This window comes from Winogradskyella marincola (genome assembly GCF_029624125.1).
Lineage (GTDB): Bacteria > Bacteroidota > Bacteroidia > Flavobacteriales > Flavobacteriaceae > Winogradskyella > Winogradskyella marincola.
In genome coordinates, this window is sequence record NZ_JARSBN010000001.1 from 476427 (window position 1) to 493648 (window position 17222).

The window sequence follows — 17222 nt, forward strand, 5'->3', positions numbered from 1 at the left end:
AAAAGCTTAAATCAGCAAAAAACACACAAGGGTTTACTTTTAAAGATTAATTTGTACGCAAATTTTTCTTTCATGAACAAGTTATTGTTGTATTTCTTTTTTTTATGCTTTGGGCTTAACGCCTTAGCTCAAGAACCAGCAAAACTTCATTTAACCGAAAAAGACGGTCTTCCAGATATTGAGTTTTATAATATTATTGAAGATTCTAAAAAGTTTATTTGGCTTGCTGCAGATAAAGGTTTTTTTCGTTACGATGGAAAAAATTACCAGCTTTTTACACATCCAATTCAAAAAGGAAATTCCGTTTTTGGACCTTTTGAAGATGCTTCAGGTCGCGTTTGGTGCAATAATATATCCGGACAGTTCTTTTATGTTTCTGGAAACACTATGCATCATTTTATTGATTTGTCTGAAGAATTAAAAGGGCAACTTGCCGAATTTATAGTCACAGATTCGCAATTGATTATTTTCATCAGACACAATATTTTTTTTGTTGATTTAGAAACTAAGGCCATCCAAAAAAGCTTTAATAAAAAGGTGGAAATTGGTAAGCTTTATAAGAATAATAAAGGATATTTATATACAGAAGATTGTAAAATAGTAAAAACCGATTTACAGTTTAAAGGCAAACACTATCTACCGGTTAATATTTTTAATAATTTTGAAAGACCAAAAGGGATTTCACGCCTTATTAATATTGTTAAAAATGATAGTATAGCATTTTATTTTTTCTCTCAATTCAATAAAAATAATTTCTTCACATTCGATGAGCATTCAGGGAACAGTGCAAAAATAAAACTTCCAAAAGTGCTTGAGAATAGAATTATTGTTCACGTTTTTTTTAATAAAGACGAAATCTGGTTTTCTACAGATTCTGGACTATACATTTGTAAATTAAAAAATCAAGAATTAGTACTTGTAAATACTTTTTTTTCGTCTAAATACATTACAAAAGTTTTAAAAGACAGCTTCAATAATTTCTGGATAACAACTAAAGGTGATGGTATTTATATCTATCCAAATATTAATGTTTTAAATTATAATCTAGCATCGGCAGATAAAAGCGTATCTCAAATAGAAAAGCTAAATGACTCAACGTTAATTTTTGGAACCAATAAAGGTTATGTTGGTCTTATTAACGTCAATACAGGCAAAGTAAAAACCATAGATACTACAGCTTATCGTGTTTCTAATATTTTTTATGAAGACACATCTAATGTTGCCATTATTTCAAAAGAAGATAGAACGTTAATTTATAATTTGAAAGACAAGATCTTAACTCAAGGCGCCAACGAAACTAAAGGAGCGAAAGACATTGATTTTGGTAAAGGAAAATATAGTATTTCAATATATGATTTTTTTGGTTTTGTTGATAACGTTCATCAAAATGTAGAAGTTGTCATGCCCAAACGATCTTATGCAAATCACTTTTCAAAAAAATATAATGCGTTTTACAATGCTTCGGTAGACGGACTTTTCTATATCAATAAAAATAACAACATAAAGGCTGTAAAGGATGAAGACAAAGCCGTTTTTGTAAAATCAATAACTGAAACTAAATCTGGTACTATTTGGGTTTCAACATTTAAAAACGGTATTTATCAGGTAGAAAATGATGCAGTTGTCAATCATTTAACTGTTGAAGACGGTTTGCTTTCAAACAAAATAACACAAATACAAGGCGATGATAATTTGCTATGGATTGCAACAGAAAAAGGTATACAGTTGTTCGACCTTAATTTACAAAAGTTTAAAACTTTGACCATGCAAGATGGTATACCTTCGTATCGAATTATGGACATAGAACCAGTTGGCGATAACGTGTTTTTCGCATCAAACGAAGGACTGTTTAGTATCAATAAAAAGACAACCTTTAAAACTACGATAACGCCAGAAATCTATTTTACAGCGGTAAATGTAAACTTTAAAAACCAAGACCTTTTACCCGAATATAACCTGTCGCACAATCAAAATTCATTAAAAATAGCTTTTAATACCAACGGATTTAAGAGTCACGAACATACAAAATATCAATATAGATTAATAGGCGAAAACAATAAATGGCAGACTACAGAAGACCTTGTAAATACTGTAAATTATAACGGATTGCCAAGTGGTAATTATACCTTTCAGGTAAAAATTGCCAATAGCAATAACGCTGTAAAGCGTATCGATTTTAATATTGCTAAACCGTTTTGGCGCACGTGGTGGTTTTATGCACTTGTAGGTTTAATTTTAGCGAGTTTGTTGTATGCCTTTTACAGACGAAAAATAAACAAACTCACTAGAGAGCAAAATGCAAAACTACAGAATGAAATGATGAGCAGACAGCTTGTACTGTCGCAATTAGAAAATCTTCGTTCGCAAATGAATCCACATTTTATCTTCAACGCACTTAATTCTATACAAGAATATATTGTGTTGAATGAAAAGGATTTGGCAAGCAGTTTTCTTATTAAATTCTCACGATTAATGCGAATTTATTTAGATCATAGTCAGCAAGACGAAGTGTTACTTTCTGAAGAAATTAACGCATTAAATATCTATTTAGAACTCGAAAAAAATAGGTTTGAAGATGCTTTAGAATACAAGATTGCTATTTCAAAAGACTTAAAAACTAATCAGATTAAAATTCCGTCGTTATTTATTCAACCTTATGTTGAGAATGCGCTTAAACATGGTTTGCTTCATAAAAAAAGCCACAGAAAACTTGATGTTACATTTAAATTAGACGATTCTAAAACTAAATTTCTTTGTATTATAAAAGATAATGGTATTGGTGTAGAAGCTTCAGCAAGATTAAATGAAAACAGGAATCCGCAACATCGTTCGTTCGCTACAAGCGCTAATAAAAAACGCGTTGAGCTTTTAAATCATAACCGAAAACATAAAATTGAAGTTGAAACCGAGAGTAAATCTTATGCAGAAGATTCTGGAACAACCGTAACCATAATTATACCTTTAAATCGATAATATTGTAAGCAATGTTACATTTAGAGAATTACAAATAAAAGCCAATTATAAGTACATGAAAGCACTAATTATTGATGATGAAAACAAAGCAAGACGCCTTTTAAAATGCATTATAGAAGAGCTTTGTCCAGAGATAATAACAATTTTAGAAGCACCAGATTTAGAAATTGGCGTTACATTAATACAACAAGAACAACCAGAAATTGTGTATTTAGATATTGAAATGCCGGAATATTCAGGGTTACAAATTGTTGAGTTTTTAAGTGAAGAAGAGATTAACTTTCAGATAATCTTCACCACAGCGTACAATAAATATGCAGTAGATGCCTTTAAAATTTCGGCAATAGATTATTTGTTGAAACCTATAGATAAAACCGAGCTTCAAACGGCAACTAAAAAAGCCATAGCTACCATAAAAAAATCGAATATAAACAACCAATTAAACGATTTAAAAAACACCTTCAAGCAGTTGTCTTTAAACAAAATAGCTTTAGAAGTGCCTAAAGGATTTATTTTTGTGTCGCATGAAGATATTGTACTTTTTGAAGCCGATGGTATGTACACCAAAGTATATTTAGAAAATGGTGATACCGAATTTATTTGTAAACCAATAAAACACTTTGTAGAGCAATTAAGCAACTTGACTTTCTTTCATAAAACACATCGATCTTACTTTATAAATTTGAAGCATATAAAAGAATTATCAAAACGCGACGGACATCATTTAGTTATGAGTAATAATATGACTATTCCAATTTCAAAAGATAAACGTAACGAGTTTATGACTATTATTCGAGAAACTTTTAATACCTAAAAGTACGTTCAGCAAAAAGTAAATCACTTTCAGAAAGAAAAAATTAAAGGCAGCTTACAACTTATCATTTTTGTTTCGAATTAAATAAAAAACGAAAATGAAAACATTTAAACTATTTAAGTTCTGGATTTTTTTAATCGCTATTTCAGCTCAAGCTCAAGAGGTGAAAAATCAAAGTGAAATTATTAGAAACAACGTCTCAAAAGGCGAATACCGAATTGTTGCCGATTTATACAAAAGTCACAGTGGCGTTATGGAAATTACCGATGTGCAGTTCGATAAAAATCAACCTAACGATCACTTTGAAATTGTTTTAAAACAATACCCAAATCACGCAACAGAATCAACGAGAAATGAGACCAGTCAATATTTTCCTGATAACATAGCTTTTCCTGTAACCTATGTAAATAGTGTTTACGAGGGCAATAAAAAATTACAAGAAAAAGTGGGTTATGTTGTTAGAGAAGGAAGAAGCGTTGGTCGTGATAGAATTGTGTTTATAGACGATTACATGTTTTTTCTTCAAAAATGGGAAAGTAAGGATGATTATGAAATTAGATTCGTACTAAAAGCACCTAAAATAAAGAAAGAAACTACGGAATCTGAGCCAGGCAAAAAGAAAAAGAAGAAGAAAAAAGGCGGTTTTTTAAAGTCTATAAAATCAAAAATGAGAAGCTCTAAGTCTATAGGAGGCAGTGTAGATATTGATAAAGTAAAGACTGAAGTGTTACAACCGTATTTAGATGAAGCTACTAAAAAACAAGAAACATACTATAAGCAATGGATTGCAAATTCTGAAAATGCTAAAACAAAAAAATATATCGACGATAAGCGTGCCATGATGGATAAAGCGATGAAGCAATACAACGACGATATTTTTAATAGTCCAGAATACCAGCGTATGTTGGCATACCAAAAATGGTTAAAAAACAACGTTAATGTTACTGTTGCTAACAAAAAAGGAAGCACAATTTGGGTAGGTTCTTCTAAAGAAGCATTTATCACACACGAAATACCTTCAGGTGGTCAATCTACGCAAACGTGTACTACAGATTTATACTATTATTACAGTGATGCTAAAGGATCACCAGGTCATAAATTTTATTCAGCAGATAGTAATTGTGGCCGCACAGTAACCATTAATTAATCTTTATGATACTCATAAAAGGATGGTGTTAAGGTTTCAGGTTTTAACACCTTTCTTTTGTTCTTAATCAAAATAGATTAAGACTGAAAGTGCCTTTCAGCAAAAAATAAATTCCTTTCAGAAAGAAAAAAAGAAGCCTACTACTTTTTTCTAGAGTTTTGAAACCTAATTTCAAATCAAATTTACAATGAAAACAAAATTACTTATGTTGCTAGTGTTTACTAGCTTTTTTCTTGCTAACGCACAATGGAATCAAGTTGGAAGCGCCCAGTTTACAAACTTTACAGATAATGTTGCAATGTCTTTCCACCCAACAAATGGGAGACCTTATGTAGTTTATAACGATGCTTTAGATAGTAATAAACCAAAAGTAATGCGTTATAATGGGGTGTCTTGGGTTGCGGTTGGCGGAGCAATATCTAATATGGCATCTGCTAATCATGCAATTAAATTTAACCCTGCAACAAATGAACCATGGATAGCTTATAGAAGAACAGCAGACAACCAAATGGATGTCTATAGTTTTGATGGAACAAATTGGGTTGCCAGAGGAACAAATCTTAATTTAAATTTTGGAGATTTTAAAATGCAAATTGCATTTAATAGTTCTGGAGACGCGAGAGTTGTTGGTAGAAGTAATAATTATACAAGAATAGCAAATTTTCCTGGAGGAGTGTTGAGTAACACTGCTATAGAACACAACAATTTTTCACCTCAACTTTACGATTTTGAAGATTATAATCGTATTTATGAAACCTACTACAGTAGTAATTACACTTTTTTAAGAAAAAATCCTGTTGGTAATCCTTCAAATTGGGATTTTACTCATTTTGATAGTCAAACACCGCCTTATTCATTGAGAGAAGTAGAAGGAATTAGTGGTGAAGATTTAGCAGTTGCCAGAGATGTGGGAACAAACCCTAATATTGTGCTTGTGAATGCAACTAATGCAAACTTAGCGCAACCAAATAATTCGGCAAATTGTGTAGGTTTTTTAGAATTTAAAAAAAGTTCCAGAGATAACAAGTATTATTTAATGTATGCAGATGCTACCTATAACCTACAGTTTGAAAAATATAATTCTACTACAAACAGTTGGGAAGTTGTGTCACATCCTTCAATTTCTACATCTAATACTGGTTTTTTTGTTGATATGAATATGAACCCAGTTACAGGTAATATGTTTATTGCTTACATGGATTCAGGTAAAGTTTCTGTACAAGAGTTTTCTATCGACCCACCATTAACAAAATACTACGTAAACGCTAATGTATCAGGAGGTGATGGTAGTGGCGATTCTTGGGTAAATGCTATGCCAAATTTATATGATGCTTTACTTTCAGCAGGAGAAAATACTTCTGAAGTTTGGGTAGCTTCAGGAACTTATAAACCAGGAACTAGTAGAAGTAGTTATTTTAGTATCTCAATTAATGGTCTTCATGTTTACGGTGGTTTTAATGGTACCGAATCTTCAGTTTCAGAACGTAATATATTAGCAAATCCAACCATATTATCAGGCGATTTAAATGGAAATGATGCAGGGCATGGTACAGGAACAAGAGGAGATAATTCGTATCATGTAATGCAAATATCAAATGCTGATAATGCTGTGATTGATGGATTTAAAATTATGTATGGTCACGCCAATGGTTCAAGCACAAACGCTTATGGTGGCGCTATTAATATTTTGGGCCAAACATCTAATTTAATTATTAAAAACTGTGAGTTTGATGAAAACTTTGGGTTAAATGGCGGTGCAATACGCTCGTACTTGAATAACAATACAAGCATGACGTTTCAAAATTGTGTTTTTAATAATAATGTAAGTCGTTACGGTGCTGGTTTATATTTTCTTGTAAATCAAAATAGAACAGTTACATTAGATGTGGTTAATTGCTTGTTTACCAATAACACTTCAGAAGATGTAAATTCATCATACTTAGGTTATACTGGTAGTTCAGCTTGGATAAGAGCAAATGATTCAGGTTCTAACCTAACAACCACTATTACCAATTGTACTTTTGCTAATAATTCAGATGTCGGAACACAATCAAATTCAGATAGAGGTACTTTAGGCTTAAGTAGTAGAACCGATGGTAACAGTACCCATAATGTTATTATAAATAATAGTATTTTTTACAATAATACAGGAGCATCAGGAACAACAAAAGCGGTAAATAGTGGACATACATCTATGCCTAATCAAACTTTTGTAAACAACTCTATTGATGAAGACGGGTTTTCTAACTTATCATTCTTAACCAATACATCAAATGCAGACCCATTATTTACTGATGCTAGTAACAATGATTTTACCTTACAATCAGGTTCGCCAGCTATAGATGCAGGAGATAACAGTTTAGTGCCATCTGGTATTACAGCAGATTTATTATTTAATCAACGTATACATAATGCAACTGTAGATATGGGAGCTTATGAATTTGGTGCTAGTTCTACTTTATCTGTGGACGATTTCGGTTTATCAACAGATTTAATTAGAGTATATCCAAATCCAACGAATGGTATTTTAAACATAAACACTACTTCAACTATTAAGACTATTGAAGTTTATAATGTTTTAGGAACGAAAGTAAAAACAACTAAATTACCTAGTGTTAACCTTTCTGGTTTATCTAATGGATTCTATTTAGTAAAAGTTAATACTGAAACAGGAAGCGTTACAAAACGCATTATTAAAAGGTAGCAACAATTAACACTTAAAGATGAAAAGAGGAAAGTCAATTTAAAGGCTTTCCCTTTTTTTTAAAACGTTACTTATAACTATAACATTAGTATCATGAAATATATTCTTTCAACTATAATTCTATGCGTTTCATTTACATTAAAAGCGCAAGACAGTAAACCAACAGAAGCTATAAATGGAAAATATCATCTTATGGATGCAGAAGGCGCTTCTCAAGGTAAAACGACTAAAATTAAATTTTTTGAGTTTGGCGAACTCAATGGTAAAGAAGTGCTAGCTATTGCAGCATGTGAAAAATGTATGCCTGCAATTTATACTTACAAGCCCGAGGAGAGCAAAGAAATAAATCGATTGGTGTTTTTTAACAGTGCAGGCTTGTATGTAATACAATACGACAATGAAAGTTTTGTAATGATTATGCCAAACCCTAATGGAGAAGATTGGCTAGATTTTATGTTTAGCAACTTTTACAGTAAAAATAGTACTAAAGCAGAACAAATGACTCAAGAAAAGATAAAAGCGTTTATAGAAAATTTATAGTAAGTATTATACTGGTATCTTGAACAACATGATGTTTTTTTGATAGACTTATCAAAAAAACAATATCAATCGTCTTGATATATAAAATAAAAAAAAGCATAGCCACTTAGGTGGCTATTTTCTTTTAACACCAAAAAATCTCTTAACTGCCTTAAATTTTAGCGATATACTATTCTATTGTCTTTGCAACAACTTGATCTCACACTAAAAAGATGGTACTTTTTTAACACAAAAAATACATAAAAGAAAAAAAATGAACACGATTTTATAGTATTTAAAAAAAATACAAACCATACACAAATACAATAATTGAAATTTTCATGTAATCGATTAATCTCTTTAATTTTGTTATTTATACTAAGTCTAAATTAAAATAATAAATCAAATCAAAATCAACATGAAAAAAAATTATTTTTCTAAAACTTCAATCTTATTAGTATGTCTCACATTTATATTGTTAACACTAGGTCACGCAAACTCTAGAAGCAGCCATGATCTATATAATTATTATGACAATCCTTCAGACTATATTTCATATACAATAACAGGCTTTAATGAAGATGTTATTGCAGAAACAGGTAATTTGGGAGGAACAACTACTGCTAGTGTAGATAAAGCTACAGACAACTATTGTTACATAACCAACAATGTTGGCATTTCTTATGGAATTCCTATTGATGGAGTATTGTCTTATGGAAATATAGAATATCAATTAGCGGACTTTACAGGCAATAACTCTTTACGCTTAATAGGTGCATCAAATTCTTTATCAGGAGTAGGCAGCCCAGAGGAAGGAAATCCTACAAGTGGTTCTATAAGTTTTACGGAGGCAGAACAACTAGAAACATTGTATTTGGCTGTTACTACAGGTAGTGGTGCATCGATTATTAGTGGTACAATTCATTTTCAAGATGGGTCTTCACAAAATTTTTCATCTTTATCAATACCAGATTGGTATGCAAACGGAACAGTTGTAGCTAGCAATTTAGGAAGAGGTAATAGAGGAAATAACGCTCTATCTGGTGCGCCATCAGGAGGACCTTATATTTTTCAAGTAAGTATAGATATAAGTATTGCTAACCAAAGTAAAATTGTAACTGGTATGACTATACAAAATGATACTTCTGGTGATGAAGTATTTAATCTTTTTGCTGTTAGTGGCAAGGTTGTTCCTTCCTGCTATAGCCCAACAAATTTATCATTGTCTGCTGTTAGCGCTACTGCAGCATCTTTAAGTTGGGACGAAAGCACTGGTAACACTTTTGAATATGCTTTTGTTTTAGATGGTGAACCTGCACCAACAACATACCAAGTAATCAGTAATAACAATTTAGATCTTTCAAATTTATCATCTAACACAGATTATGTTTTTTATCTTAAAACAAATTGCGGATTAAATGGTTACAGCACACCTACAACTATAGCCTTTACTACACTTTGCGACTCGGTTAGTAGTATAAATGAAGAGTTTGAATCTGACCCTTCTTGTTGGTTAATATATAATGAAGCCAGCAATAGTTCTTATTGGGATAGATTATCTTCTGGACAAATGAGATCTTGGACAGTCTACAATGAAAATGCAGACAACTATTTAGTTACTCCTTCTTTTACAGTAACAGAAGGCAGCACTGATGCTATTTCTTTTGCTGCTTGTAGATTATTTGGAGATTTAGAGTTAGAGGTTTATCTAAGCTCCCAAGGAAATACACCTTTAGATTTTAATGAGTTATTAGAAACCATAAACCCTATTACTGTAGAATATCCAGATTACGATGACTCAAATAATTTTGACACTTATGTTGTAGATATTCCATCACAATACGTTGGAGAAGAAGTTTCAATAGCATTTAGAGTTAGAGGTCTAGCCTCTACTACATCAAATCACATTAGACTAGATAACGTTTTCACAACCCAATCTACACTATCTGTCGATAATTATAATCTTAATAAAATAGAAGTATTCCCAAATCCTACCAAAGACATATTATATATAAAAAATATTGATAGTGAAACGGTTATTAATATCTATGATATTTTAGGTAAACAAATCATTATTAATGTAGTTGATAATAGTATTGATGTATCTACATTAAAAGATGGTATCTATGTTTTAGAAATTAAACATCAAAATAGAGCTAAGTCAATTAGGTTTGTAAAAAACTAATTGCATAAAATCTTGTTAACTAAAAAGGCTGAGTAAAATTTTTACTCAGCTTTTTTATTGAGATATTTTAAGAGGTAAGTCTAAATAAAGGCTTTCCTTTTTTTATATCGCTTGCAATAAAATAAGCAACCAACCAATTACAAAAAGTAAACCACCAAGAGGCGTAATTGGTCCTAAAAATTTTAATTTCTTCCCTTTAGCATCGCTTAAAACTAAACCATAAATACTAAACGAAAAAAGAACAACACCTGAAGTGAAACACCAATACATTGCCGAAGTTGAAAACTGAAAATTAAACCCAAGTATAAGTAAAACAATAGCATGGTACATTTGGTATTTTACACCAGTTTCAAAGCTTTTAAGCTGATCTTCAGAGAGTATTTTCTTTAAAGCATGAGCTCCAAAAGCACCAAATATAATGGCTAGCATTCCGAATAAAGCACCTGTAATAATAAAAACTTGTTGTGTCATGTTGGTTTAATTTTTTCTAACTAAAGGAATGATTTCACCTTTGGCTAAACGGAATTTATCAATTTCAGAGTCTGATAAAGTAGATGTATAATCCACTTCTTCAACCGTAAAACCAATACTTCTCAGTTTGTCAAAGTAATCTCTACCATAAACACGAACGTGGTCATATTGTCCAAAAATTTTAGCACGTTCGGACTTATCAGTTATACTATCATCTTCAAATGTAACGTCGCGATTTAAATCTTGAGGAATTTGAAAAATTCCCCAACCACCTGGCTTCATCACACGAAATAATTCTTGCATAGCCTTAGTATCGTCTGGTATATGCTCTAACACATGATTACAAAAAATAACGTCGTAACTGTTATCTTCAAAAGGAAGATTACAAATATCAGCTTTTACATCAGCAATAGGAGATAGTAAATCTGTGGTTGTATAATCTAAATTTTTAAGTTCTCTAAAACGTTTTAAAAAACATTGCTCTGGTGCGAAGTGAAGTAATTTTTTTTCGGCAGTAAAAAAGTCGGTTTCATTTTTAAGATACAGCCAAAGCAGGCGATGTCTTTCTAAAGAAAGTCTTGATGGTGCTAAAATATTATCGCGCTGATTTACATAACCGTAAGGCAAAAACGACCTAAAACTCTTACCGTCAATAGGATCTGTATATTTATTACCTCTAAGAAAAAAAGCTAAAACAGGCCTTACACCATAACTTAACCTTATTAATAATGGTCTTGGTACTAAGTTTAATATGAATTTAAAAAGTTGCTTCAACGTAATTAAACTTCAACTGTTTTATTTAAAGATATTAAATTATAAATACCATCCCAAAGTGCAATTCTATGCTGCAATGCTAACTTAGAAACCTCTAATGTTTCCTCCCATTTTTTAGCATCATTTCCACATAATTCTTCAATCATTTTAAGTGATAAAGGACCATGTTCATCTCCATCTAGCTCAATATGTCTGTTTAGATAATACGTAAGTTTACTGTATGTATTATCGCTAGTTTTAGATTGATTTATAATCTGAAAAAACATATCAGGAATAACATCTTCTCTTCCAAATGTAAATGCAGATGCAATTTTGTGAGTTTCTTTGGTATCTATAATATTAAAAGTAAACTCAATAAACCTATATGTAGCGTCATCTAAACCTACTAAAATCGAAGCTTCTTTAATAGACTTCCCTTGTTTTATTTCACTAAGAAAACGTTCTATTTGTATTGTGCTAGAACCTATTTGGTGCATTGCATCAATATACATTTCGTAATGGCTTTTTGGTTCATTTAGCTCATTAACATCACTTTCTTCACCTAATACAATTTCGTTTATAAAACGAGATGTAGCAGGATTAATTACAGGTGTCCAAGGAACTGATGTATTGGTTAAATTGTTTTGAAGTGCTTTTAGTAAAGACATAAAATCCCAAACAGCAAACACATGCTGTTCCATAAAAATTTTAATATCTTCAATAGTTTCTAATGCACTATATAATTTATGATTGTTTAACTCTGCTCTAAGCGAAGTTAATTCGGATTCTAGTTGTGTAATGTTCATTAAATGCAATTATAAAACTAATGCTTCTTGTCTAAATTGATCTTCTTCTGTTGAAGCAATACCAAGAGCTTCGTGTACGTAAGCAAAAGTTGAAAGTATTTCTGGTTTACCATCTACAATGGCAATATCGTGTTCAAAATGCACACTTGGCTTTCCGTCTTGTGTAACAATTGTCCAACCATCTTTTAGTTGCTTAACTCTATGCGTTCCCATATTAATCATAGGCTCTATAGCAACTACCATACCTTCTATAAACTTTTTACCTCTACCACGTTTTCCATAGTTAGGCATTTCAGGGTCTTCGTGCATTTTTCGTCCTAAGCCATGTCCTACAAGCTCTCTAACTACACCATATCCTTGCGCTTCACAATACTGCTGTATTGCAAAACCAACATCTCCTACTCTATTTCCTACTCTAAGTTGTTCTATACCTACGTATAAAGACTCTTTAGTGGTTTTAATTAATTTTTTGGTGTCTTCGGCAACATTTCCTATTTCAAAAGTATAGGCATGATCTCCATAAAAACCATTCATAAGCGCACCACAATCTACAGATACAATGTCTCCATCTTTTAATGGCACATCTGTTGGTAATCCATGCACTACAGCTTCATTAACACTACATAGTAATGTAGAAGGGCAATCGTATAAGCCCTTAAAACCTGGTAAAGCACCATGTTCTCTTATAAACTCTTCTGCAATAGTATCTAAATGATTGGTGGTTACTCCTTCTTTAATCTCTTTTGCAAGCATACCTAATGTTTTAGAAACAATAAGTGCGCTTTGTCTCATTAATTCAATTTCTTCTCTAGTTTTTACTATAATCATGTTTCCTAAATTGAGGTGCAAAGATAGGCAATTATAACTATTAAATAATTTTAGTAAAACATGATAAAAAACAGTTTTTATACACTTTTTGAGCAGTAAGTTTGTAGTATAAATTTCAAGAAATGTTCAAAACAGTAAGCGCAGAAGAAGCCGTAAAAGTCATTAAATCTAATGACAGAGTTTATATACAAGCTGCAGCCGCAGCACCACAAAAATTAATAAATGCAATGTCTGCCAGGCATGAAGAATTGAGAAATGTTGAAGTATGCCATTTGCATATAGAAGGTGAAGCGCCTTATGCTAATCCAGAATTAAAAGAAAGTTTTCATGTTAACTCCTTTTTTATAGGCAAAAACGTAAGACACACACTGCAAGCTGGTAACGGATCTTATACTCCTGTTTTTTTAAGTGAATTACCTACCTTGTTTCATCAAAATATTATTGACCTAGATGTTGTCTTAATTCATGTTTCTGAACCAGATAAACACGGTTACTTATCATTAGGTGTATCTGTTGAAGCTACTTTAGCAGCTATCGACAATGCTACAACTGTCATAGCTCAGGTTAATAAAAATATGCCACGTACTCATGGAGCTGGAATTATACATTATTCTGAAATAGATTATTTTGTAGAGTGTGATGACGAAATACCAACAATGCATGCCTGTGAGCCAACAGAAATTGAAAGTAAAATTGGCGATTATGTAGCTAGTTTAATTGAAGATAGAAGCACCTTACAGATGGGAATTGGCAACATACCTAATGCTGTTTTATCGCGATTAACAAATCATAAGGACTTAGGCTTACATACCGAAATGTTTTCGGATGGTGTTATTGATTTAATACTGAGTGATGTTATTAACGGAAATTATAAAAAGATAAACAGAGGTCGTGCTTTAACTACTTTTTTAATGGGCTCTAAGCGTTTGTATGATTATGTAGACGACAATCCTTTTGTAGAAATGAGAGCTTCTAATTACACTAACAACACATCGTACATAAAACAAAATCCAAGAATGGTAGCCATAAATTCTGCTATTGAAGTCGACGTAACTGGGCAAGTCTGTGCAGATTCTATAGGTTCTAAAATGTACTCTGGTGTTGGAGGACAAATGGATTTTATAAGAGGTGCATCTTTAAGCAAAGGCGGAAAAGCCATTATAGCTTTACCTTCTGTAACCCGAAAAGGCATTAGTAGAATTGTTCCTTCACTAAAACCAGGTGCAGGTGTTGTTACTACTAGAGCACATGTGCATTATGTAGTAACAGAATATGGTATTGCTAATTTATTCGGAAAAACAATAAAACAACGCGTAAAAGCACTTGTAGATATAGCACATCCAGATCACAGAGAAGAAATTGACAAAGCTTATTTTGAGCTAATGTAAAAATGGCTTATTTAAACCAGCCAAACAGACCTCCTTTTCTTTTTGGCTGCTTTATATTTGGCTCTTCATTGGTTATCATCTGGTAGATTTCTCCCCAACCAAGTATGCCGCCAATATTTCTGTCGTCTATAAACAAATCGGCATGAATTTTTCGGCTTCGACTGTAATCGTATTTTTCTTCTGGAAAACTTGCATTTACAGCATAGAATTCAATACCATTTTCTTTACAAAAATCAACTGCTTCTTGTAGTTTGGTACCATTTCTATATGTCCATAAAATAAGTCTGTGACCATCTTGTTGAAGACGCTTTAACGTCTCGAAAGCAAAGATTCTTGTTTTCCCTATTTTGGGATAAGCATCTTCTACTATGGTTCCATCAAAATCTACTGCTATTATTAATCTATCCTGAAAATTCATGCAATCAATCAATTAGGCGACAAAGTTACAACAATGTGTCATTTATACAAGGCTATGTTGTGTCATAGCATCAGGTTGTTCTACACCAATTAGTTTTAGAATTGTTGGTGCTATATCTCCTAAAATACCATCTTTTATAGCTTTGAGGTCTTTATCAATTAGTATAACCGGAACCGGATTGGTTGTATGCGCTGTATTAGGTGTTCCGTCAGGATTTATCATAGTTTCACAATTACCATGATCTGCTATTAAAATTGTAGTATAATCATTCTCTAGAGCAGAAGTCACTACATCTTTTACACAAGTATCTACAGCCTCACAAGCTTTTATTGCGGCTTCCATAACACCTGTATGGCCAACCATATCTCCGTTTGCAAAATTAAGACACACAAAGTCTGCCTCTCCTTTATTAAGTTCTGGAATTAAAGCATCTCTTAGCTCAAAAGCACTCATCTCTGGCTTTAAGTCGTAAGTAGCAACTTTTGGTGAATTTCTAAGAATTCTTGTTTCTCCTTCAAAAGGTTCCTCTCTTCCTCCTGAAAAGAAAAACGTAACATGAGGATACTTTTCTGTCTCAGCTATTCTTATTTGCTTTTTTCCGAATTTTTCTAATACTTCTCCTAGAGTTTCAGATAAATTATCTTTATTAAAAATTACGTTGATACCTTTAAAATTATCATCATAATTGGTCATGGTTACATAGTGCAAATTCAATTTGTGCATGTTGTACTCATGAAAATCTTCTTGCGAAAGTGCTTGTGTTAATTGTCGTCCTCGATCTGTTCTAAAATTAAAAAACAGAACAACATCTCCATCCTTTATAGTTGCAACTGGCTTACCATTCTCACTAACAATAAGTGGTTTTATAAACTCATCTGTTACATCTTCTTCATAGCTTTGCTCAATGTCTTTTAAAACATTTTTAGTCTGTGTTCCATTGCCATGCACTACTGCATCGTATGCTAATTTAACACGTTCCCAGCGCTTATCTCTATCCATGGCATAATAACGTCCTGTAACGGTTGCCAGTTTTCCTGTTGTTTTAGCTAAATATTCTTCTAACTCTGATATAAATCCATAACCAGATTTAGGATCCACATCTCTACCATCTGTAAAAGCATGTACATAAACATTCTCTAAGTCATTCTCTTTTGCGGCATCTAACAATCCGTAAACATGGTTGATATGAGAGTGTACACCTCCATCACTTACCAAGCCTAACAAATGCACGTCTTTTTTATTAGCTTTTGCATAATCAAAAGCATTTTTGAGCACTTGCTCTTCTTGAAGGGTTTTATTTTTTACAGCAAGGTTAATCTTAACTAAATCTTGGTATACAATTCTACCAGCTCCAAGGTTCATGTGCCCTACTTCGCTATTACCCATTTGCCCTTCTGGCAAACCTACATGCAAACCATCGGTTCGCAAACTTGCATTAGCGTATGTATTGTACAATCCATCTATAAATGGAGTTTCTGCGTTGTCTATTGCTGATACTTTTGGATCTGGCGATTTTCCCCAACCATCTAATATCATTAAGATTACCTTCTTATTCATATTCTTGTGTTTATTACCTCAAATATAAGGTATAGAATACGACTATAATTCTGTATTCAGAAAATTTTGAATGTTATTTAATCCTGAAGCTATACTATGCTGATTGTTATATAGATACGCGATTTTACGAAAGCTTTAACAGATTTGTTTTCAAAACGTTAAATCTATGTTATATAAAATTTTAAAGTGTAACATTATAGAAATTATGTCGTCTCTTTAGTATAATCAAAAAACAAATCAATTAATTTTTTAAATCTTTCATCATGAAAAAAACAGTAGTAATTTTAGCCTTAGCATTGGGCTTTTCAATCACAAATTTAAATGCATCAAACGATCTTTTAACTTCAACAAGTGAAGTAGCTGTAAAAACTGTAGAAATAAGCCCTTTATGTAAAGCTGTAGCTACTGGTGACTTAGATCTTGCTAAATCTTTAATAGAGCAAGGTGCAGATGTAAATGCAAAATCTAATGGTATGAGTCCTATACACTACGCTGCAAAATACAACCGTGTAGAGTTAATTAAAGTATTATTAAAAGCTGGTGCTGATGTGCACAAGTCTTGTGACCTAGGCTACACTGCCTTAAACCACGCAGAGCAATCTGAAGCTAAGGAAGCGGCACAGTTTTTGAAACGTTTTAAAAAGAAAGCGTCTAATTAA

Annotated in this window: 14 protein-coding genes; 8 read left to right on the top strand and 6 right to left on the bottom strand. The window is 32.2% G+C overall.

All coding sequences use genetic code 11. From position 1 onward, the window contains the following. The first annotated feature begins 72 nt into the window (after positions 1–72). The 6 genes from P7122_RS02240 (at position 73) to P7122_RS02265 (ending at position 10342) form a co-directional block, all read left to right on the top strand. A complete protein-coding gene (locus P7122_RS02240; protein WP_278004143.1) occupies positions 73–2973 on the top strand; it encodes a sensor histidine kinase in 2901 nt (966 codons plus the stop codon). A gap of 55 nt (positions 2974–3028) precedes the next feature. Next, positions 3029–3787, top strand: a complete 759-nt coding sequence (locus tag P7122_RS02245) for a LytR/AlgR family response regulator transcription factor (protein ID WP_278004144.1) — start codon at positions 3029–3031, stop codon at positions 3785–3787. Between the two features lie 97 nt (positions 3788–3884). Further along, entirely contained in the window at positions 3885–4934 is a 1050-nt protein-coding gene (locus tag P7122_RS02250; protein WP_278004145.1) for a hypothetical protein, read from the top strand. Positions 4935–5121: 187 nt separating this feature from the next. Next, positions 5122–7638, top strand: a complete 2517-nt coding sequence (locus P7122_RS02255; RefSeq protein WP_278004146.1) for a T9SS type A sorting domain-containing protein — start codon at positions 5122–5124, stop codon at positions 7636–7638. 93 nt (positions 7639–7731) lie between these two features. After that, positions 7732–8178, top strand: coding sequence for a hypothetical protein (locus P7122_RS02260; RefSeq protein ID WP_278004147.1), 447 nt, complete (start codon positions 7732–7734; stop codon positions 8176–8178). A gap of 397 nt (positions 8179–8575) precedes the next feature. Continuing rightward, positions 8576–10342 carry a T9SS-dependent choice-of-anchor J family protein gene (locus P7122_RS02265; protein WP_278004148.1) on the top strand — a complete coding sequence of 589 codons (1767 nt, stop codon included), beginning with the start codon at positions 8576–8578 and terminating at the stop codon, positions 10340–10342. 102 nt (positions 10343–10444) lie between these two features. Here P7122_RS02265 and P7122_RS02270 read toward each other — a convergent pair whose 3' ends face one another. Genes P7122_RS02270 through map form a run of 4 tightly spaced genes read right to left on the bottom strand, consistent with a single transcriptional unit; the run spans position 10445 to position 13200 of the window. Then, positions 10445–10813, bottom strand: coding sequence for a DUF423 domain-containing protein (locus P7122_RS02270; protein ID WP_278004149.1), 369 nt, complete (start codon positions 10811–10813; stop codon positions 10445–10447). A 6-nt stretch (positions 10814–10819) separates the two neighbouring features. Beyond that, positions 10820–11587 carry a class I SAM-dependent methyltransferase gene (locus tag P7122_RS02275; protein ID WP_278004150.1) on the bottom strand — a complete coding sequence of 256 codons (768 nt, stop codon included), beginning with the start codon at positions 11585–11587 and terminating at the stop codon, positions 10820–10822. Positions 11588–11592: 5 nt separating this feature from the next. Further along, positions 11593–12372: a DUF3050 domain-containing protein gene (locus P7122_RS02280; RefSeq protein ID WP_278004151.1), complete on the bottom strand. Its 780-nt coding sequence runs from the start codon at positions 12370–12372 to the stop codon at positions 11593–11595. Positions 12373–12381: 9 nt separating this feature from the next. Next, positions 12382–13200 (bottom strand): type I methionyl aminopeptidase, encoded by an 819-nt coding sequence (map, locus tag P7122_RS02285; RefSeq protein WP_278004152.1) that lies wholly within the window; start codon positions 13198–13200, stop codon positions 12382–12384. Positions 13201–13322: 122 nt separating this feature from the next. Here map and P7122_RS02290 point away from each other — a divergent pair, with 122 nt between their 5' ends. After that, on the top strand, positions 13323–14588 hold the full coding sequence (locus P7122_RS02290; RefSeq protein WP_278004153.1) for an acetyl-CoA hydrolase/transferase family protein: 1266 nt from the start codon (positions 13323–13325) through the stop codon (positions 14586–14588). A 7-nt stretch (positions 14589–14595) separates the two neighbouring features. Here the strand turns inward: P7122_RS02290 and P7122_RS02295 are convergent, their stop codons facing one another. Together P7122_RS02295 and gpmI are read right to left on the bottom strand one after the other, a co-directional pair. Further along, positions 14596–15006 carry a BT0820 family HAD-type phosphatase gene (locus P7122_RS02295; RefSeq protein WP_278004154.1) on the bottom strand — a complete coding sequence of 137 codons (411 nt, stop codon included), beginning with the start codon at positions 15004–15006 and terminating at the stop codon, positions 14596–14598. A gap of 42 nt (positions 15007–15048) precedes the next feature. After that, positions 15049–16563 carry a 2,3-bisphosphoglycerate-independent phosphoglycerate mutase gene (gene gpmI / locus P7122_RS02300; protein WP_278004155.1) on the bottom strand — a complete coding sequence of 505 codons (1515 nt, stop codon included), beginning with the start codon at positions 16561–16563 and terminating at the stop codon, positions 15049–15051. Positions 16564–16826: 263 nt separating this feature from the next. Here gpmI and P7122_RS02305 point away from each other — a divergent pair, with 263 nt between their 5' ends. Beyond that, a complete protein-coding gene (locus tag P7122_RS02305; RefSeq protein WP_278004156.1) occupies positions 16827–17222 on the top strand; it encodes an ankyrin repeat domain-containing protein in 396 nt (131 codons plus the stop codon).

What these genes read in the sequence shown, in the direction of transcription:
- P7122_RS02305 (WP_278004156.1), top strand. Translation starts at nt 16,827, where the DNA reads ATGAAAAAAACAGTAGTAATTTTAGCCTTAGCATTGGGCTTTTCAATC.
- P7122_RS02290 (WP_278004153.1), top strand. Translation starts at nt 13,323, where the DNA reads ATGTTCAAAACAGTAAGCGCAGAAGAAGCCGTAAAAGTCATTAAATCT.
- P7122_RS02250 (WP_278004145.1), top strand. Translation starts at nt 3,885, where the DNA reads ATGAAAACATTTAAACTATTTAAGTTCTGGATTTTTTTAATCGCTATT.
- map (WP_278004152.1), bottom strand. Translation starts at nt 13,200, where the DNA reads ATGATTATAGTAAAAACTAGAGAAGAAATTGAATTAATGAGACAAAGC.
- P7122_RS02260 (WP_278004147.1), top strand. Translation starts at nt 7,732, where the DNA reads ATGAAATATATTCTTTCAACTATAATTCTATGCGTTTCATTTACATTA.
- P7122_RS02280 (WP_278004151.1), bottom strand. Translation starts at nt 12,372, where the DNA reads ATGAACATTACACAACTAGAATCCGAATTAACTTCGCTTAGAGCAGAG.
- P7122_RS02265 (WP_278004148.1), top strand. Translation starts at nt 8,576, where the DNA reads ATGAAAAAAAATTATTTTTCTAAAACTTCAATCTTATTAGTATGTCTC.
- P7122_RS02255 (WP_278004146.1), top strand. Translation starts at nt 5,122, where the DNA reads ATGAAAACAAAATTACTTATGTTGCTAGTGTTTACTAGCTTTTTTCTT.
- gpmI (WP_278004155.1), bottom strand. Translation starts at nt 16,563, where the DNA reads ATGAATAAGAAGGTAATCTTAATGATATTAGATGGTTGGGGAAAATCG.
- P7122_RS02270 (WP_278004149.1), bottom strand. Translation starts at nt 10,813, where the DNA reads ATGACACAACAAGTTTTTATTATTACAGGTGCTTTATTCGGAATGCTA.
- P7122_RS02295 (WP_278004154.1), bottom strand. Translation starts at nt 15,006, where the DNA reads ATGAATTTTCAGGATAGATTAATAATAGCAGTAGATTTTGATGGAACC.
- P7122_RS02240 (WP_278004143.1), top strand. Translation starts at nt 73, where the DNA reads ATGAACAAGTTATTGTTGTATTTCTTTTTTTTATGCTTTGGGCTTAAC.
- P7122_RS02245 (WP_278004144.1), top strand. Translation starts at nt 3,029, where the DNA reads ATGAAAGCACTAATTATTGATGATGAAAACAAAGCAAGACGCCTTTTA.